The organism is Ruegeria sp. P8 (assembly GCF_056534665.1).
In genome coordinates this window covers 586312-604917 of the sequence record NZ_JBQERC010000001.1, presented here as the reverse complement: position 1 = coordinate 604917, position 18606 = coordinate 586312, and the positions used below count along the sequence as shown (strand labels likewise).

The window sequence follows — 18606 nt, the reverse complement described above, 5'->3', positions numbered from 1 at the left end:
GTGATCACGGGTTCCCTTGTAACGTGTGTGCGCGCGCTTGCAAATCAAGCCGTGCGCACAGGTTGCCGCATTGTCACCAGTTCTTCGGCCATGACCGGGTGAACTGCAACCGTTCGGTCAAAATCTTCCTTGGTCGCGCCCATCTTTACAGCGATTCCCGCCAGCTGGATCATCTCGCCGGCACCGGGGGCGACAATATGGCAACCCAGCACCTTGCGCGTGGCCTGAGAGACGATGAGTTTCATCAGTACCCGCTGCGTGCCGCCAGCAAAGGATTTCTGCATCGGCTTGAAAGACGTGGCATAAACCTCAATCGGTTCCTGTTCCGCTGCCTCTTCTTCGCTGAGGCCGACAGTTCCCATCTCAGGCTGAGTAAAGATCGCGGTCGGAATCAAGTCGTGATCCACCGGTGTCGGATTGCCCTTGAACACGGTTTCCACAAAGGCCATCCCCTCGCGGATCGCAACCGGTGTCAGGTTCACCCGGTCCGTCACATCGCCAATGGCATAGATCGAGGGCACGGCGGTCTGGCTGTATTCATCCACGATGATCTCGCCCTTACGGCCGCGTTCAACGCCCAAAGCTTCCAGCCCAAGGTTATCGGCATTCGGCGCACGACCCGTGGCATACATCACCACATCAAAACTCTGCTCGGAGCCGTTGGTGGCCTTGACCCAGATCTTGTCGCCCTGCTTTTTCATCTCGATCACATTGGTGCCCAGATGCAGGTCGATGCCGTTCTGGCACATTTCTTCGCTGATCAGTCCACGCGCCTCGTCATCAAACCCCCGAAGGATCTGTGCGCCGCGATAGAACTGAGTCGTCCTGACCCCCAGCCCGTTCATGATCCCGGCAAATTCACAGGCGATATAACCGCCCCCTACGATCAGGATGCTTTCTGGCAGCTTGCCCAGATGGAATATCTCGTTCGACGTAATCGCCAGTTCCGAGCCCGGGAAATCCGGAACAACCGGGCGACCGCCGGTGGCGACCAGAATGTGTTTGGCCGTTTTGCGGGTTCCATCGGCCAGCTCGACCGTGTGGGCATCCACAAGGCGCGCACGCTGGTCAAAGCTTTCGACGCCGTTGTTCTTCAGGATATTGCGATATATCCCTTCCAACCGATCAAGCTCGGCCACCAGCTTGCCGTGGAAAGTGTTCCAGTTGAACGCGCCGGGCTGAATGTCCCAGCCATAGGCCTGCGCATCCCCGACCATGCCCGAGTATTCGCTGGCAAAGACCATCAGCTTCTTTGGCACGCAGCCCCGGATCACACAGGTGCCGCCATACCGGTCTTCTTCGGCCAGCGCGACCTTGGCACCGGTTTCGCCCGCCGCAACACGCGCCGCGCGGACCCCGCCCGAACCTCCGCCGATGACAAAAAGATCATAGTCAAAGCTCATGCCGGGTTCCTTCATTCAACTTGCAAAATTCTCTGGATATCTGGGCGTAAAAAACCCTGTGCCAACCCCCGGCGCGGAAAATTCGAACTTTCATAGCCACTTGCCGAAGGGACCTGCACGATACTCAGTCCGAAAAATCGGAAAACAGGTTATCGCGCGACCCGCTGAGCAGCTGATCCAGTTCGACCGTGCCCGCGTTGATATCCCGCAGCTCGACCCGGCCATCGCCATGGCCGATCACGACCTTGTCGCAGATGTCGATGAACAGGCCATTTTCCACAACACCGGGCACCTGGTTCAGGATCAGCGCCATCTGGCGCGGGTTGCCGATGCGCTTGAGGTGCAGGTCAAGGATGTGGTTGCCCTCATCCGTCACAAACGGCGCCTCGCCATTCATGCGCAGCGCCGAGGATGTCCCAAGCACATCCATCGTATCCAGGGCTTCCTCGATCAATGTGCGCGTTGTCTGCCAGCCAAAGGGAATGACCTCGACAGGCAGCGGAAAGGCCCCCAGAGTTTCAACTTCTTTGCCTGCATCGGCGATGACGATCATCTGGTCGCTGGCCGTGGCCACAATCTTTTCCTGCAGATGCGCACCGCCACCGCCCTTGATCAGGTTCAGGTCCTGATCGAACTCATCCGCGCCATCGATGGTCATGTCCAGCCAACCGGCCTGATCCAGTGAGATGACGTCGATACCAACCTCGCGGGCAAGCTGCGCCGTGCGGGTCGAGGTTGGAACACCCTTGATCCGCAGTCCGTCTTCGCGCACCCGTTCACCCAGACGGCGCACCAGCCAGGCGGCTGTCGATCCTGTGCCAAGGCCCACGCGCATCCCGTCTTCGACCATGTCGGCGGCACGGTACGCGGCAACATATTTCGCGGTGTCGATTGGCGACAGATCTCTGGTCATGGCAGCTTTCCCAGTTTATTCTGACCGAGTTATAGGGAATGCGTCAGACGACTGCGACCCCATTTTGCGATCCGACAGGTGTTAAGATGTCTCAGGACTACGCGTTTCCTGTCGGAAAAGTCGCAATCATGTCTTACACCCACATCTTTGCGCTGTAAGTTGCGCGCATGTTGACCCCGTACCGCCTGCACTATGCCCCTGACAACGCCTCGCTGGTGATCCGGCTGGCGCTGGACGAGATGGGCATGGCTTATGAAACCGTGCTGGTGGACCGCCGCCAGAACGAGCAGGACAGCGACGCGTATCGGTCGCTTAATCCCAACGGGCTGATCCCGGTTCTGGAAACGCCGCAGGGCCCGATCTTTGAAACTGCGGCGATCCTGCTTTGGCTGACAGAGCGCCATGGTCAATTGGCCCCGGCGGCGGATGATCCTGAACGCGCCGGATTTCTGAAATGGCTGTTCTTCGCGTCCAACACGTTGCATGCGGATCTTCGCATCCTGTTCTACGCTGAAAAATACATAGACGCCTCACAGGCCGACACGCTGCGCGCGGGCATCCGACCCCGGTTGCAGCAGCACCTGCGGCTGCTGGATGCGCTGGCGCAACGCGGGCCTGAGTGGTTTCGCGCAGGTGTCCCATCGGTTCTGACCTATTATGTCGCCTGCATGATGCGCTGGATGGCCCTGTACCCCGTAAGTGCTGACCGCAGCTGGTATCAACTGGCCGACACGCCACATTTGCAGAAAGTGCTTCTGCACCTTGAGACATGCCCCGCCACCCGTTCGGCAATCGCTGCGGAAGGTTTGGGCGTTACACCCTTCACATCCCCTACTTACGCTAATCCCCCGGAAGGCTCGGCTATCTGATATGTTCCTATCTGTCTTCGATATGTTCAAAGTGGGCATTGGCCCGTCTTCATCGCACACAATGGGCCCGATGGTGGCCGCGGCGCGCTTTCTGGACATGATGCGCGCGTCCCCCTTTGAATTTACGGGCCTGAAAGGTTCGCTGCACGGCTCGCTGGCCTTCACCGGCGTCGGCCACGCGACCGATCGGGCGACCATTCTGGGTCTGGCGGGCTTTGTTCCCGACACCTATGACAACGAAAAGGCCGAGGCCGCGCTGGCCGATATAGCACGCACGCACACCGTAACGCCCGAAGGCCTGCCGACGCTTCATTTCGATCCCAAGGCGGATCTGATTTTTGACTACGACAACAATTTGCCCGGGCACGCCAACGGGATGATCCTGATGGCTACCGACGCACAGGGCGATGTCATCCTGCGGCAGGTGTTTTATTCGATCGGCGGCGGCTTTGTCCTGACCGAGGAAGAACTGGCCGAAGGGAAAGACACCGATGAAGGCGACCCGGTCCCGTTCCCGTTCAAATCCGCCGCAGAAATGCTTGAGATGGCCAAATCCAGTGGCAAGACCATAGCCGGGATGAAGCGCGCGAACGAGATCGCGCGGGGCTGCGCTGACAGTTTTGCCAAAGGCTCGGCTCGCCTGTGGGACGTCATGAATGCCTGTATCGAACGCGGCTTGACCACCGACGGCATCCTTCCGGGCGGTTTGAAAGTGCGCCGCCGCGCGAAAGGCATCTATGATGCGTTGATGGCCGAACGCGGCATGAACCTGACCGCGCCGCACACGATCAACGACTGGATGAGCGTCTATGCCATGGCGGTCAACGAGGAAAACGCGGCAGGCGGACAAGTTGTCACCGCGCCCACCAACGGGGCCGCAGGTGTTCTGCCCGCTGTTCTGCGCTACTATCTGGACCATGTACCGGGCGCGTCCGAAAGCCATATCGAGGATTTCCTGCTGACCGCAGCGGCCATTGGCGGGTTGGTGAAGTACAACGCCTCAATCTCGGGTGCCGAAGCGGGATGCCAGGCCGAAGTTGGCAGCGCCGCCGCCATGGCGGCAGCCGGGCTTTGCGCGGTGATGGGCGGAACCCCCGAACAGGTGGAAAATGCCGCCGAGATTGCGCTGGAGCATCATCTGGGCATGACCTGCGACCCCGTTGCCGGGCTGGTTCAGGTTCCTTGTATCGAACGAAACGGGTTAGGCGCTATCAAAGCAGTTTCAGCCGCCTCACTGGCCTTGCGCGGGGACGGTCAGCATTTCGTGCCGCTGGACGCGGTGATCGAGACGATGCGCCAAACCGGCCATGACATGCATGAGAAATACAAGGAAACCTCGCTGGGTGGTCTGGCTGTGAACGTACCGAACTGCTGAAACAGAAAGCGAGGGGCGACATGCGTGGGCATTGTCTGTGCGGCAAGATCCGGTTCGAGGTCGACCCTCCGGTACTTTCATGCGTCACCTGCCATTGCGACAGTTGCCGTCGCCAATGCGCAGCGCCGATGACAACGTATTTCGGAGTTCGCGATGGTAATTGGCGGTGGATCGGTGAAGAGCCCAAGCGCTTTAACTCCTCTCCCGGTGTCGAGCGCAGCTTCTGCCCGCATTGCGGCACGCCGATGTCCTTCCGTTCAACCGCCATGTCGGATGTGGTGCACCTATATGTCGCGACGCTGGGCGCTCCTGAAGCGCTGGAACCAACGTTGCATGTCGCGCATGAAGAAAAGCTGAAATGGCTGAAATTGGAGGATGGTTTGCCTACCTGCAACGGGCCGGATTACACCAAGGTTCAGCCCCTGCCCAACCGCTGACAACAGCGCTTCCCTCTGCGTCGCGAAACAGTTAGCGTCGCGCTCATGACTCAGGACAGACCCGTCTTTGGCATCTTCTTGATGCTTGGTTTTTGCGTGCTCGCGCCCTTGGGGGATGCGATGGCGAAGCTGTTGGGCGAGACCACACCGCTGGGTCTGCTGGTCATGGTCCGTTTCGCGGTGCAAGCGGTGATCCTGATCCCGCTGGTTGCGGTGACCGGGCGACCCTGGCGGATGCGCGGACGCATCCTGCGGCTGACCCTGCTACGGACGCTGCTGCATATCATCGGCATTTCAGCCATGTTCAGCGCGCTGCAATTCCTGCCATTGGCGGATGCCGTTGCTATTGCCTTCGTCATGCCATTCATCATGCTGCTGCTGGGCAAATATGTTCTGGAGGAAGAGGTCGGTTCCCGCCGTCTTGCCGCCTGCATCGTCGGGTTCATTGGCACGTTGCTGGTCATTCAACCCAGCTTTGCCGAGGTGGGCGCACCTGCGTTGCTGCCACTGATCGTTGCCGTGGTCTTTGCCTTGTTCATGCTGGTCACCCGGCAAGTCGCGAAAGAGACCGACCCGGTGTCGTTGCAGGCTGTGTCCGGCGTATTTGCGACAGTCCTTCTGGCTCCGGTCCTTCAGATTGGCACGCAAATGAACATTCAGGCGCTCTCGATGACCCTGCCATCCAGCGACCTGAACTGGCTGCTGATTGCGATCGGGGTGTTGGGTACGGTCGCGCATCTGCTGATGACGTGGTCGCTGCGCTATGCGCCCTCTGCCACACTGGCCCCGATGCAATATCTGGAAATCCCGGTTGCAACCCTGATCGGATGGCTGATTTTCAGCGATCTGCCCGATGGATTGGCTGCGGCTGGCATCGTCATAACCATTGCCGCAGGCCTGTATGTCATTCTGCGCGAGCGGGCCAGCGCCCGGTCCGCCCCGACAGAAACACCTGCATAAGCGGATCAAGTGCTGTGCGCGGGATCATCACCAGCAGGCCCGGCCCATCCATGTTCAGCTCGACAGGCGCCAGTGCACGGTTGGATGTTCCCACCTGCCCGTCCGGCTGAAAGGCCAGATTATCAATCGGCCATTCCAGCCCGGTACTGCGCCCCGTCACGGGCTGCATCGGAAACAGCGAGACCACATCGCCGGGCGCAACCGGCAGCTTGATCTCTGGCGGCGCATGAAAAACCAGTTCACGTTCGCCCAGCAATATGCAGGCCTGATCCTGCCGCCGGACCAGAACGTTCAGAACGGCCAGTTGATGATCAAGTCGCCCGCCAAGAAACCCAGCCCCCAGAACCAGCGGAGCGTGCAGATTGCGCAGGGCCTTGTCGAAATCGGTGCTGTCCTGTTCGCGGATGGCAAACAGGCGATCCGTGGGAATTTTGGCTTGCGTCGCTTTGCTCAGCGAATCGAAGTCACCAATCACCGCATCGGGAATCCGGCCTGATTCTGTCAAAATGTCCGCTCCGCCATCGGCGGCAACGACCGAATTGACGCGATTCAGCACCAGATTCAGGTCTCCAGATCCGATAAATCCCCCTCCGAACAGCCCGATTGGATCGATAGAGCGTACAATTGGCTCGATTTTCCTAAGATTGGCCATTTTTCCCGGATTTGGACACATTAAGACCACAAAATGATAGGTTCATGCATAAAGTTCAGAGCCTTCGTGTGCTCCCGATTCCGGGTAAGTGGGCTCTCGTAGTTTGTAAAGGACGTGCGTCTGATGGTACAGAATAACAAGGTATTAACCGTTTCATATGGAACCTTCTCCTGCACTTTGGAAGGATTTGATGATTCCTTTGAAACGATGAAAGCCATCGCCGAGTATTTCCGCGATCTCGCAGCGGATGACCGTTACTTCGGTTCGGAACCCCCGCAACCTGATGCCGAAATGCTGACCCGCATCGCCCGGCGTGATGCATCACAGCGCGTCGAAGCCCGTCAGAACGAATCCGGCCTGTTGCTGCGTGCCACTCAGACAACCGAAGCGCCAGTTGCTGCTGAAGAACCGGCCCCGCACACGGCCGCAGTCAATGTAGCCGAAACTCCCGCTCATGTTCAGCCACAACCGACCCCTGCGCAGACCGGGTTCGCTGAGGCAGAACCTGTCGCAGACACCCCGCCCCCGGCTGCTGACAGCATCGCGGCGAAACTGCAGCGTATTCGCGCGGTCGTCTCTCATTCCGATGTGCCCGCTGCCGAGTATTCCGAAGACGAAGACTCGTCTCTGATGGCCAATACCGCCCCCCCGGTAGATGCTGTGGCCGCCGCGTTTGAGGCTGGTGCTCTCAGCGCGGATGACTTTGCCGAACCCAAAGAGCCTGAAGCCCAGGAAACCGAAGAATTGGCGGCACCTGCGGTTGACGAGGCGCTTGACGAGGAGGCCGCGGAACCACAAGCGGCTGAGACAGCTGATGCGCTGATCCCCGAAGTTGCTGAAACTCAGATCGAAGAAACCGTTGACTTGCAGGCGCCCCTGACCCCCCAGCCCCTGCAAATCGACGAGATCGAAGACACGCCGGTGGCGGATCAGTCCGCCGCCGAGCCCCTGTTGACTGATCTCGAAGACGTTGCCGAAGAAGATTTCGACGAAGAGGATGCCCCCAACATCCTCAACGTAGAAGACGTAGCAATTGAATCCGACGATGAACCGGTCGAGGAAGACCTGACGCAGGGTGTTTTGACGGCAGAAGACGAAATGCACCTGTTGACCGAAATTTCCGAGATCGAACAGCACCTGTCCGGCCGTTCGAGCCAAAAACTGGCGGACGATGCGGATCCCGATCAGGATATGTCGCGCCTGATGGCAAAGACCGGTGAGCATATGGATGACCCCAGCAGCAGCGATGCGCGCGAAACCTATTCGCACCTGCGCACCGCCGTCGCAGCCACCGAAGCCGACCGCGACGGTCAGGCACGCTCGGATGAGGCGGCCGACCGGGAATATCGCGGCGATCTGGCATCCGTGGTCAGCCCACGGCGACCCGAAATCAAGGTAACCAGCATGCGTCCGGCACCGGAAGCTCCGGCGCCGCTCAAGCTGGTGGCCGAGCAGCGGGTGGATGAACACGGAACATCCGCAAGCCCGGTCTCGCCACGTCGTGTCACCGCAGACCAGGACGCAACCGGATCGGAAGAAGGCGGTTTCGCACAGTTTGCACAGGAACAGGGTGCGCAATCGCTGCCTGATCTTCTGGAAGCGGCTGCCGCATATCTGTCCTTCATCGAAGGTCAGGAGCAGTTTTCGCGCCCGCAGCTGATGAACAAGGTGCGTTCACTGAAACAGGACGAGTTCAATCGCGAAGAAAGCCTGCGTTCTTTTGGGCAGTTGCTGCGCGATGGCAAGATCGAGAAAGCCGGAGGCGGGCGTTTCGCGGCGTCCAACCTGATCGGTTTTCGCCCCGATGATGAGCGTGCCGTAGGCTGATTACGCCACAAGGATTCCAAGCAAGGCCGGGTTTACCCCCGGCCTTTTTGCTTTTTGCCATTGGACCATACGCCTGCCCTGAATGACAAAGCCCGAGCGTTTCGACTGAAACCAGACAGCCAGCACCTTACTGCCGAGGACCACGCGTTTCCTGCGCGGTGCTCAGCAGGCCCGGTCATTTACACGAACCTGACGAGCGCTAGGGCTGATCGGGGTCTTCTTTACCGACGCCGCGAAACACGAACTTGAACGGCAGGGCCCAAAGGATGCCCAGCACGACATAAACCAGTAACTCAATCCAAATCGGAGGACGCCCCAGCAAGTTCACGATCGTCACAACAGCGATGATGTACAGCGGAAGGCCAAGCACAAGGATCACCAGCGACCAGCGCCGGCGTGCCTTGTAACTCAACCCTGTCTTCTGTTTCTCGCGCATCAGTCGGCAAAGGGGTCTGTCACCAGAATGGTGTCATCCCGCTCCGGGCTGGTGGACAAAAGCGCTACCGGGCACTCGATCAGTTCTTCGACCCGACGTACATATTTGATCGCATTTGCAGGTAAATCCGCCCAGCTGCGCGCGCCCTCGGTCGATTCGCTCCACCCCGGCATTTCTTCGTAAATCGGGGTACAGCGGGCTTGCTGATCAGCTGCGGTCGGAAGGTAATCCAAACGCTCGCCATCCAGCTCATACCCGGTGCAGATCTTAAGGGTCTCAAACCCGTCCAGAACATCCAGCTTTGTCAGCGAAATGCCGTTCACGCCGCTGGTGGCGCAGGTCTGGCGCACCAGACAGGCGTCGAACCAGCCGCAGCGGCGCTTGCGGCCGGTTGTCGTGCCGAATTCGTGCCCGCGTTCACCCAGACGCTGACCGTCCGCGTCCTCCAACTCGGTCGGGAACGGCCCTTCTCCAACGCGGGTGGTATAGGCCTTAACAATGCCAAGCACGAAATTGATCGAGCCCGGTCCGATTCCAACACCGGTTGCCGCCTGCCCCGCAATCACGTTCGACGACGTCACAAAGGGATAGGTGCCAAAATCGATATCCAGCAGCGCGCCCTGCGCCCCTTCAAACAGGATGCGTTTCCCGGCCTTGCGCTTTTCGTTCAGCACTTTCCAGACAGGTGCCGCAAACGGCAGAATTTGTTGCGCGATCTCTTTGAGCTGGGCAATCAGCGCGTCGCGGTCAACCGGTTCGATACCCAGACCCTTGCGCAACGGATCGTGATGTTGCAATGCGCGGTCCACGCGGGCCTCCAGCGTGGCTTCGTCCGCCAGATCGGCAACGCGAACGGAACGCCGCCCAACCTTGTCTTCATAGGCCGGGCCAATTCCACGACCGGTTGTTCCGATCTTGGTGCCTTTGCTCGCAGCTTCCTCGCGCGCACGATCCAACTCGCCGTGAATCGGCAGAATCAACGGCGTGTTTTCGGCAATCATCAGCGTGTCGGGCGTAATCTCAACACCCTGCGCCCGGATGGTTGCGATCTCATTGACCAGATGCCAGGGGTCCAGAACCACCCCATTGCCAATAACGCTCAACTTGCCGCCGCGTACCACACCCGAAGGAAGCGCGTGCAGCTTATAGACCTCGCCGTCTATCACCAACGTATGACCGGCATTGTGACCGCCCTGAAAACGCGCGATTACGTCCGCCCTTTCGCTGAGCCAGTCGACAATCTTGCCTTTTCCTTCGTCGCCCCATTGGGCGCCGACAACAACCACGTTGGCCATATCCGGTCCTTTTCGTGCTGAGTGATCAAACCCGGCTCATATAGCGGGGCAAAAACCGCAGGGAAACCGATATTTCGCCGCAGAGGAAAATCGCGCGGGCGCGCGATGCCTCCGGCGGGGATATTTGTAGCCAGATGAAGAGCGGATCCCTTGCTTCATCTGGCTGTAAATATCCCGGGGGAGGCGCCCGGAACGGGCGGCGGGGGCAGAGCCCCTACCCTGTCATCGTAAGTGGACAGGTTGCCCGTGCGGAGTGGTCAGGTAAGCCTCTTCCCAGGCCTTATGCAGATCAAGCACATCTTTCGGCATGGCAGCGCCCTGTTCGACCAGCAATGCCTCAAGCGTTTCCAGCCATGCGTGGAAATAATCGTCACCGCCATCCAGTTCCCGGGAAAGCCCGTTGCGTTTCAATGTCGCTGAAAAACGCGCCGCCCAATCCGCCCACTCGAACCGCCCGGCCTCGTTCAGCGCGACTGTGACGGCAAAGACCTGAGCGTGCCAGGGCTCAGCAAAAACCGGCTCGGGGGCTCCGTATGTGATACAGTCGTTCATGCCGGTTGCAGGTAGCTTTGCCAGAGGTCCAGAACCACCTGGTCGGCGGGATGTTCGGGGGTGGCCCAGAGTTCTGATGCCGCAAAGACCACTGCATAAATCGGCTCTGGCGCCTCACCCAACCCATGCGCATTGGAATCGGGCAGAACATGGGTTCCGTGCAGGCGCAGGATTCGGCCCCTGGCACCGGATGCATAGACAGGCAGGCGCGTGTGACCTCCATCCACGAGGCGATTTGCTGCCGGTCGGACCGTGACAACCTCTTGCCCCACAGAATACAGCGCCGCGACATTGGAAGGCCTGTCCGCAGGCCCGCCTTTGGCCAGCGCAGCGGACACCGCTTCCGCCTTGAGTGCTCTGTCCGCCAAGGGGTGCGGTTTGTCGCCGCTCACGCCACGCAGATCATCCAATGTCAGAACACCCTTTTCGACCAGCAGATCGGCCAGACCGGATATCCATTTCTCATAATACGAAAACCGGGCGTAATCCTTCGGGGACAGGCGTTCGCGCGCGTGGCGCGAAACGTCGATGTTCCACTGCCCCAGAAAACCAGATGCAAGTGTCACCGCAAGAGCGCGGGCGTGCCAGTCTTCGGCAAAGACAGGCGCATCCTCTGTCTCGGGGTTTATCGGACCATCACCGAAACGGCCTCCCATATCGTGAACGCGGGTCATGATGGCACCTTGGGAAGGCCCGTGCCGATCATGCTGTCGCGCGTCACAAGCGCGGCAAGCTCAACTTCGCTCATCCCGTCTGTGCCTTCAGGGCGCATGGGCAAGACGAGATAGCGAATCTCGGCCGTCGAATCCCAAACCCGTACAGAGGTGTCTTGGGGCAAGGTGACGCCGAATTCGGCCAACACCTTGCGCGGTTCTCGCACTGCGCGGGCTCGGTAGGCGTCGGATTTGTACCATCCGGGCGGGATACCCAGCAGCGGCCAAGGGTAACAGCTGCACAGGGTGCAGACGACCATATTGTGCCGGTCCGGTGTGTTCTCGACCACCACCATATGTTCGCCCTGGCGGCCATAGTAGCCAAGGTCGGCTACGACCGGAGTGGCGTCTTCAAGCAGGGCAGCTTTGAAGGCAGGGTCGCTCCAGGCTTTGGCAACTACGCGCGCACCGTTTTGCGGCCCGATCCTGTTCTGATAGGTGTCGATGATCTCGTCCAGAGCCGCCGGATCGATCAGCCCTTTGCGAGTCAGAATCGTCTCAAGCGCTTTGACGCGCAATGCGGGTTCGGGTGGCAACAGGGCATGCGGGTGGTCGTGATCGTCATGTGGCATGGCCGCAGCCTGCGTCACAACTCAACGCACTGTCCAGTCCCTTTGACGTGATGGGATACATCAAGGAAGTTGATGCCAACTCCTGACTTGCCCCCGCTGGCAAACTTGCATAAGTACCACGCGATACACGCCACGCTGTACAGGACCACCATGGAAAACGTCGTTCTCATCATCCATCTTCTTCTGGCTCTGGGCCTGATCGCCGTTGTCCTGATGCAGCGGTCTGAAGGCGGTGGCCTTGGCATGGGCGGTGGCGGTGGTGCGATGACCGGTCGCGCGGCAGCGACGGCTTTGGGCAAGCTGACCTGGATACTTGCAGCGTGTTTCATCGTCACCTCGATCACACTGACCATTCTTGCGGCTCAGAAATCTTCGGGCAGCTCGGTAATCGACCGTCTGGGCGTTCCGGCACCGGCTTCGACCGAGGAAAGCGCTCCGGCTATTCCGTCGGTTGATGATCTTCTGCCGCCGGCACAGGACGACAACGCGCCGCTGATCCCGCAGGCGGATTGATCCACAAAACCTAGAAACCTGAGAGAGGACTGCAACAGCATCTTGCGGTTCTCTTGCGCTTTTGGCGCGAATCCTTTATACGTGAAGTCCCGTGATGCAGCGGTTTTTCGGAACCGCCGGGCAGCTGATTTTGACGTCTCACGGGAGCAGCCGAAAAACTATGGCACGTTTTATTTTCATCACCGGTGGTGTGGTTTCGTCCTTGGGCAAAGGGCTGGCTTCGGCAGCTTTGGGCGCTTTGTTGCAGGCCCGCGGTTATTCGGTGCGTCTGCGCAAGCTGGACCCCTATCTGAACGTCGATCCGGGCACGATGTCGCCGTTTGAGCATGGCGAAGTGTTCGTCACCGATGACGGGGCCGAAACCGATCTGGACCTGGGCCATTACGAACGGTTCACCGGCGTGGCTGCCCGCAAGACCGACTCGGTCAGTTCCGGGCGGATCTATTCGAACGTGCTCGAGAAAGAACGCCGTGGCGATTACCTTGGCAAGACCATTCAGGTGATCCCGCACGTCACAAACGAGATCAAGGATTTCATCGCCATAGGCGAGGATGAGGTTGATTTCATGCTGTGCGAGATTGGCGGCACTGTGGGCGATATCGAAGGCCTGCCCTTCTTTGAAGCCATCCGCCAGTTCAGTCAGGACAAGCCGCGCGGGCAGTGCATTTTCATGCACCTGACGCTGCTGCCTTACATCAAGGCCTCGGGTGAGTTGAAAACCAAGCCGACCCAGCACTCGGTTAAAGAACTGCGTTCGATCGGTCTGGCCCCCGATATTCTGGTCTGCCGGTCCGAAGGGCCGATCCCGACCAAGGAACGGGAAAAGCTGGCCCTGTTCTGTAACGTGCGCCCAGACAGCGTGATCGCGGCACAGGACCTGTCCACCATTTACGACGCGCCGCTGGCCTATCACCGCGAGGGGCTGGATCAGGCCGTTCTGGATGCCTTCCAGATCAGCCCCGCTCCCAAGCCCGATCTGGCCAAATGGGAAGATGTGAGCGACCGCATCCACAACGCCGAGGGCGAAGTGAAAGTGGCCATTGTCGGCAAATATACGCAGCTTGAGGACGCCTATAAGTCGATTGCCGAGGCGCTGACCCATGGCGGTATGGCCAACCGCGTGAAGGTCAAGATCGAGTGGGTGGATGCCGAGGTTTTCGACACCGAAGACGCGGCCCCGTATCTGGAAGGCTTCCACGCCATCCTTGTCCCCGGTGGGTTTGGCGAGCGTGGCACCGAAGGCAAGATCAAGGCGGCGCAATATGCGCGCGAGCACAAGGTTCCCTATCTGGGCATTTGTCTTGGCATGCAGATGGCGGTGATCGAGGCTGCGCGGAACGCTGCGGGTATTACCGAAGCCGGGTCCGAGGAATTCGACCATGAGGCCGGGAAGAAACGGTTTGAACCGGTGGTCTATCACCTCAAGGAGTGGGTACAGGGCAACCACAAGGTCGAGCGCAAGGTCGGCGACGACAAGGGCGGCACAATGCGCCTTGGGGCTTACAACGCAGTATTGGCGGATGGATCCAAAGTGGCCGAGGTTTATGGCGGCACGCAGATCGAGGAACGTCACCGCCACCGCTATGAGGTGGACATCAAGTATCGCGACAAGCTTGAAAAAGCGGGCCTGAAGTTTTCGGGCATGTCGCCGGACGGACGTCTGCCCGAAATCGTGGAATGGGCGGATCACCCGTGGTTCATTGGCGTTCAGTACCATCCGGAATTGAAGTCCAAGCCGTTTGACCCGCATCCGCTGTTTCGCGAATTTGTGCGGGCCGCGAAAGACACCTCGCGCCTGGTTTGATCCCTGACTGTGTCGGACTGTCACCCCACGTTGTTTCGTGGGGGCTGACCTCTTAACTGTGTGGAGAGGCAGGTTTTCTGCTTTTGCATTTCACGGTTTCAGGAGATTTCCGATGAGCAACGCAACAACGATCACCAACCTTCAGCAAGCGCTTCATATGGAGCTTACTGCCGCGCACCAATACCAGTTGCACGCGCACGTACTGGACGACTGGGGCCTTGATATTCTGGCCGAGAAAATGCGGGGCGAGATGCAGGAAGAACTGGTGCATTCTGACGCCTTTATCGAACGTATCCTGTTTCTGGGTGGAACCCCCGAGCTTGCGTTTCAGAAAAGCCCGGCCGCAGCAGGCACACTGGAAGAGATGTTCGCCTCTGATCTCAAAGACGAGAGTGAGGCCGTCGACTTCTACACCAATGCAGCGCAACAGGCGGCTGAGGCCGGTGATGTTGGTTCGCGTACACTTTTCGAACGCATCCTGATGGAAGAAGAAGGTCATAAAGCCTGGCTGGAGACACAGCTGAGCCTTCTGCAACGTCTGGGCGAATCTGCGTTTAGCGCGAAATTCGTCTCTGGCGCTGCGGGCGACGCCTGAGACCTTGGTTTCAAACCGGTGGATGTCACAGGTGCTTTGCGAAGCTGACGCAATCTGTGCCTGTGCCGTCACCTTAAATTGACCTGGCTGGGTGCAAAAACTCTGGCCGGGTCATTTTCTCAGCGTTAGCTGTAGGATACGCGACAACAGGAGAGTTCCGATGACCAGCCAATCCCAGAAAGCCGTGACCTTTACCAGCCTTCACAAGAAGGGCGATCCTGTCATTCTGTTCAATATCTGGGACGCTGGCAGCGCTGGCGCCGTTCGGGACGCTGGTGCCCAGGCCATCGCGACCGGCAGTGCCCCTGTTGCCATGGCGCAAGGTTATGGCGACGGGCAGAACATTCCACTTGAGGCCGCGTTGGACAATGCACGCCGCATCGTTGCGGCTGTTGATCTGCCGGTAACACTGGATTTCGAGGGGGCTTATGCCGAAGACCCGCAAGGGATCGCGCAAAACGTTCTGCGCGCACTTGACTGCGGAGTCGTCGGGTTCAACTTTGAGGACCAGATCATCGGTGATGACGGTCTCTACGATATCGCCACTCAGGCCAAACGTGTTGAAGCGGTATGCGACGCTTGCGCGCGCGCGGCTATTCCCGCCTATGTCAATGCGCGCACAGATATCTTCCTGAAGGCCGCTGCGGACACCCATGACGACACGATGCTGGATGAGGCCATTGCCCGTGCCAATGCCTATGCTGACGCAGGCGCCAGCGGATTCTTTGCCCCCGGGCTAAAGAACGAAGCCCTGATCGCCCGGCTTTGCGAATCCACCACGTTGCCGGTCAATATCATCGCTCTGCCCGGCACGCCGGATACGGCCACTCTGGCAAAGCTCGGGGTCGCGCGGATCAGCTACGGCCCGGTCCCCTATCGCCAGATGCTGGCCTGGTTGCAGAACGCAGCCAAAGAGGCGCTGACCTGGTAAACGCAGGCCTTTGTTTCTTAAGGACAAATTGAAACTCATAGATATTGGGCAATGATTGATTGTTGGCCGGTGTGTACCCGGTGCCGCGCAGCTCTGGTTCAGCGCGGGACACACGCAATACTATAGCAAGACCGGCATTTCGTGCTTGGCCGATCACGACCTGTCGTCTAGGTGTTTGTTATGTTGAAAAGGTTCTTTAAGGCGCTCAGACCGCCTCATCATGAACAATTGCCGGACCCGGATGCAGAACTTGCTCTGGGTGCTCTGATGGTGCGCGTCGCGCAGGCAGATCGCGATTATAAGCTGGAAGAGATCAGTCTGATCGACAAGATACTGGCTCGTCTTTACCAGCATAACGCGATTGAGGCGGCCAAGGTTCGGGCCACCTGCGAAAAGCTCCATGCTGCGGCACCGGAAACTGATACGTTCGGCAAACTGATCCGGGAAACCACGGACCTAAAAGAGCGGCTGGCAGCCCTTGACGCGTTGTGGGAAATCGTTCTGGCAGATGGCAGTTCGGACGAGGGCGAGATAAAGATCGTCGAAGAAGCCCGCATTGCCATGGGCCTGAGCTATAATGACAGTCAGGCAGCGCGCGAGCGCGTCCAAAGCCGCTTGGATGTGAGTTAAGCGCCCGCTATATCTTACCCATGTTCAGCGACTTTCTTTCCAGGCTCACACAGCCCAAGCCCGACCCGCTTGTCGAAGATGATGCCCGCCTGGCCCTGACGGCCCTGCTGGTGCGTCTGGCACGATCTGACAACGATTATTCTGATTCTGAGATGGCGCGCATCGACCGCATCTCGGCTGAACGATACGGTTTGTCCCCGTTCGAAAGCGCGGCTTTGCGCGCCCGTGCCGAAGATCTTGAGGCCGAGGCCCCCGACACGGTCCGTTTTACCCGTGCCATCAAAGAAGCTGTCGCTTATGAAAACCGGCTGGCGGTGGTTCAGGCGCTGTGGTCGGTGGCGCTGGCTGATGGCCACCGTACGGGTGAGGAGGACTCGCTGCTGCGTCTGGTTGTCAGCTTACTAGGGGTCAGCGACGTGGATTCGGCTTTGGCCCGGCAAAAGGCCGCTAAATCTTGATCGCCATGCTTGGCATGTATGACATGCCCGAGGTTCAGGCCGCCAATGATCGGTTCTGGGGGTTGATTCGTGCGCATTTGGGATGCGGGCCAGAACAGCTGACCCGAGACACCGATGTTTGGCAGGTCTGGCTTGATCCCGAACTGGTGCTGGCGCAGACCTGTGGAATGCCCTATCGCACACGCTTGCATGGTCGGGTTCAACTGGTGGGCACCCCGGATTACGGCCTGCCCGGTTGTCCTGCCGGGCATTATTGCTCGGTCTTTGTGGCGCGGCGCGACGACAACCGCACGCTGGCGGGCATGACTGACGGTATCTTCGCGTATAACGAAGCGCTGTCTCAATCCGGCTGGGCAGCACCGATCACGCATCTATCCCGAGAGAACCTGAATCCTGCGTCGTTGTTGGAAACAGGCGGTCACGCGCTGTCAGCGCAGGCGGTCTCGGACGGGAAGGCAGATTTCGCCGCGCTGGATGCATTGACCTGGATGATGTTGCAGGAACATACCGATCTGGGCAAAAGCCTGCGCGAATTGGCAAAAACCTCTCCTACACCAACCCTGCCCTATATTACTGGACCCGACCAAAACGCGGATCTGGTCGCAGACGCAGTTCGAACCGCAATAGTCGGCCTTGCCGAACACGACCGCAAAACGCTGCATATTCAGGGGCTGATCGACATCCCGGCGGAGGAGTACCTGTCCGTACCGACCCCGCCACCGCCATGCGCACAGCGGATAATCTGATGACCAAATTGTCCGGTGCATTTGGTCATTTTGGCTGTTTCCGACCCTGAATTTGCGAATTGCGCATTGCATTGAGCAAATTTTTCGGCCCTATTACCGCACCAACACCACAAACTACTGGACTGCCCGTGACAGAAATCGCTCCCGTCATCGAAATCAAAAACCTTCACAAAAGCTTCGGCAATCTGGAAGTGTTGAAGGGGGTGGATATCACAGCGCATGGCGGCGACGTGGTCTCGCTGATCGGGTCGTCGGGGTCAGGAAAATCAACTTTGCTGCGCTGCTGCAATCTGTTGGAAGACAGCCAGCAGGGTGAAATCCTGTTCAAAGGCGAACCTGTCAAATGGTCGGGCGATAGCCATGGGCGCCGCCCCGCGGACCCCAAGCAGGTTCTGCGCATCCGCACCAACCTGTCGATGGTGTTTCAGCAGTTCAATCTGTGGGCGCATATGACCATCCTGCAAAATGTGATGGAAGCCCCCGTGACCGTTCTGGGCCGCGACAAGGCCGAAGTGGAAGACAGCGCGCGCAAATACCTTGAGAAAGTTGGGATTGGCGACAAATGCGACGCCTACCCGGCGCAATTGTCCGGCGGTCAGCAACAGCGTGCCGCGATCGCGCGGGGGCTGTGCATGGAACCGCAGGCGCTGTTGTTCGACGAACCGACCTCGGCGCTGGATCCCGAACTTGAACAGGAAGTGATCAAGGTGATCAAGGATCTGGCAGCCGAAGGGCGCACCATGATCATCGTGACCCATGACATGAAAATGGCGGCAGATATCTCGAGCCACGTGGTATTTCTTCATCAGGGCCTGATCGAGGAAGAAGGTTTGCCCGAAGATATCTTTACGTCACCCGAATCCGAACGGCTTCGGGGCTTTCTCTCCGCTACTCAAGCGGCTTAACTTCAAGAACAGAACCAAAA

The 18606-nt window shown here is 59.0% G+C and carries 21 protein-coding genes; 13 read left to right on the top strand and 8 right to left on the bottom strand.

Annotated elements, in window-relative coordinates; genetic code table 11:
* Positions 1-44: 44 nt before the first annotated feature.
* Both gor and rpiA read right to left on the bottom strand, forming a co-directional pair.
* Positions 45-1403, bottom strand: a complete 1359-nt coding sequence (gene gor, locus ACR0BZ_RS03020) for a glutathione-disulfide reductase (protein ID WP_480919463.1) — start codon at positions 1401-1403, stop codon at positions 45-47.
* 124 nt (positions 1404-1527) lie between these two features.
* Positions 1528-2316 (bottom strand): ribose-5-phosphate isomerase RpiA, encoded by a 789-nt coding sequence (gene rpiA, locus ACR0BZ_RS03015; RefSeq protein ID WP_209504279.1) that lies wholly within the window; start codon positions 2314-2316, stop codon positions 1528-1530.
* Between the two features lie 167 nt (positions 2317-2483).
* Here rpiA and ACR0BZ_RS03010 point away from each other — a divergent pair, with 167 nt between their 5' ends.
* From ACR0BZ_RS03010 to ACR0BZ_RS02995, 4 genes are read left to right on the top strand one after another with little or no spacing between them, the layout of a single operon-like run.
* The gene (locus ACR0BZ_RS03010) at positions 2484-3185 is read left to right on the top strand and encodes a glutathione S-transferase family protein (protein WP_480919411.1); all 702 of its coding nucleotides are present in this window, start codon (positions 2484-2486) and stop codon (positions 3183-3185) included.
* A 1-nt stretch (position 3186) separates the two neighbouring features.
* Positions 3187-4560: an L-serine ammonia-lyase gene (locus tag ACR0BZ_RS03005; protein ID WP_480481524.1), complete on the top strand. Its 1374-nt coding sequence runs from the start codon at positions 3187-3189 to the stop codon at positions 4558-4560.
* Between the two features lie 20 nt (positions 4561-4580).
* The gene (locus tag ACR0BZ_RS03000) at positions 4581-4997 is read left to right on the top strand and encodes a GFA family protein (protein ID WP_480919410.1); all 417 of its coding nucleotides are present in this window, start codon (positions 4581-4583) and stop codon (positions 4995-4997) included.
* 45 nt (positions 4998-5042) lie between these two features.
* Positions 5043-5957: a DMT family transporter gene (locus ACR0BZ_RS02995; protein WP_480919409.1), complete on the top strand. Its 915-nt coding sequence runs from the start codon at positions 5043-5045 to the stop codon at positions 5955-5957.
* On the opposite strand, the gene ACR0BZ_RS02990 is transcribed toward ACR0BZ_RS02995, so the two are convergent.
* A complete protein-coding gene (locus ACR0BZ_RS02990; protein WP_480919408.1) occupies positions 5902-6609 on the bottom strand; it encodes a thiamine diphosphokinase in 708 nt (235 codons plus the stop codon). The genes ACR0BZ_RS02995 and ACR0BZ_RS02990 overlap by 56 nt on opposite strands.
* A gap of 207 nt (positions 6610-6816) precedes the next feature.
* On the opposite strand from ACR0BZ_RS02990, the gene ACR0BZ_RS02985 reads away from it, so the two are divergent.
* Positions 6817-8436, top strand: a complete 1620-nt coding sequence (locus ACR0BZ_RS02985; RefSeq protein ID WP_480919407.1) for a hypothetical protein — start codon at positions 6817-6819, stop codon at positions 8434-8436.
* 199 nt (positions 8437-8635) lie between these two features.
* Here the strand turns inward: ACR0BZ_RS02985 and ACR0BZ_RS02980 are convergent, their stop codons facing one another.
* The 5 genes from ACR0BZ_RS02980 to nthA all read right to left on the bottom strand — a co-directional run bounded on the left by ACR0BZ_RS02980 (position 8636) and on the right by nthA (position 12004).
* A complete protein-coding gene (locus ACR0BZ_RS02980) occupies positions 8636-8872 on the bottom strand; it encodes a DUF2842 domain-containing protein (RefSeq protein WP_480870316.1) in 237 nt (78 codons plus the stop codon).
* A complete protein-coding gene (locus tag ACR0BZ_RS02975) occupies positions 8872-10167 on the bottom strand; it encodes an adenylosuccinate synthase (RefSeq protein ID WP_209504287.1) in 1296 nt (431 codons plus the stop codon). The genes ACR0BZ_RS02980 and ACR0BZ_RS02975 overlap by 1 nt, the downstream gene beginning before the upstream one ends.
* A gap of 222 nt (positions 10168-10389) precedes the next feature.
* Positions 10390-10719: a nitrile hydratase accessory protein gene (locus tag ACR0BZ_RS02970; RefSeq protein WP_480919406.1), complete on the bottom strand. Its 330-nt coding sequence runs from the start codon at positions 10717-10719 to the stop codon at positions 10390-10392.
* Positions 10716-11393 carry a nitrile hydratase subunit beta gene (nthB, locus tag ACR0BZ_RS02965; RefSeq protein ID WP_480919405.1) on the bottom strand — a complete coding sequence of 226 codons (678 nt, stop codon included), beginning with the start codon at positions 11391-11393 and terminating at the stop codon, positions 10716-10718. Before nthB ends, ACR0BZ_RS02970 begins: the two co-directional genes overlap by 4 nt.
* Positions 11390-12004 (bottom strand): nitrile hydratase subunit alpha, encoded by a 615-nt coding sequence (gene nthA, locus ACR0BZ_RS02960; RefSeq protein ID WP_480919404.1) that lies wholly within the window; start codon positions 12002-12004, stop codon positions 11390-11392. Before nthA ends, nthB begins: the two co-directional genes overlap by 4 nt.
* Positions 12005-12154: 150 nt before the next feature.
* Here nthA and secG point away from each other — a divergent pair, with 150 nt between their 5' ends.
* From secG to ACR0BZ_RS02920, 8 genes are all read left to right on the top strand, one after another.
* Positions 12155-12517: a preprotein translocase subunit SecG gene (secG, locus tag ACR0BZ_RS02955; RefSeq protein ID WP_209504291.1), complete on the top strand. Its 363-nt coding sequence runs from the start codon at positions 12155-12157 to the stop codon at positions 12515-12517.
* Between the two features lie 160 nt (positions 12518-12677).
* Positions 12678-14321: a CTP synthase gene (locus ACR0BZ_RS02950; RefSeq protein WP_209595839.1), complete on the top strand. Its 1644-nt coding sequence runs from the start codon at positions 12678-12680 to the stop codon at positions 14319-14321.
* 112 nt (positions 14322-14433) lie between these two features.
* Positions 14434-14916, top strand: coding sequence for a bacterioferritin (locus ACR0BZ_RS02945; protein ID WP_480919403.1), 483 nt, complete (start codon positions 14434-14436; stop codon positions 14914-14916).
* A 160-nt stretch (positions 14917-15076) separates the two neighbouring features.
* Positions 15077-15847 (top strand): isocitrate lyase/PEP mutase family protein, encoded by a 771-nt coding sequence (locus ACR0BZ_RS02940; protein ID WP_480919402.1) that lies wholly within the window; start codon positions 15077-15079, stop codon positions 15845-15847.
* A 180-nt stretch (positions 15848-16027) separates the two neighbouring features.
* Positions 16028-16477: a tellurite resistance TerB family protein gene (locus ACR0BZ_RS02935; RefSeq protein ID WP_209504295.1), complete on the top strand. Its 450-nt coding sequence runs from the start codon at positions 16028-16030 to the stop codon at positions 16475-16477.
* A 20-nt stretch (positions 16478-16497) separates the two neighbouring features.
* The gene (locus ACR0BZ_RS02930) at positions 16498-16935 is read left to right on the top strand and encodes a tellurite resistance TerB family protein (RefSeq protein WP_209504296.1); all 438 of its coding nucleotides are present in this window, start codon (positions 16498-16500) and stop codon (positions 16933-16935) included.
* A complete protein-coding gene (locus ACR0BZ_RS02925) occupies positions 16932-17681 on the top strand; it encodes a phosphate/phosphite/phosphonate ABC transporter substrate-binding protein (protein ID WP_480481552.1) in 750 nt (249 codons plus the stop codon). The genes ACR0BZ_RS02930 and ACR0BZ_RS02925 overlap by 4 nt, the downstream gene beginning before the upstream one ends.
* 128 nt (positions 17682-17809) lie before the next feature.
* Entirely contained in the window at positions 17810-18586 is a 777-nt protein-coding gene (locus ACR0BZ_RS02920) for an ABC transporter ATP-binding protein (RefSeq protein WP_267365283.1), read from the top strand.
* Positions 18587-18606: the final 20 nt, after the last annotated feature.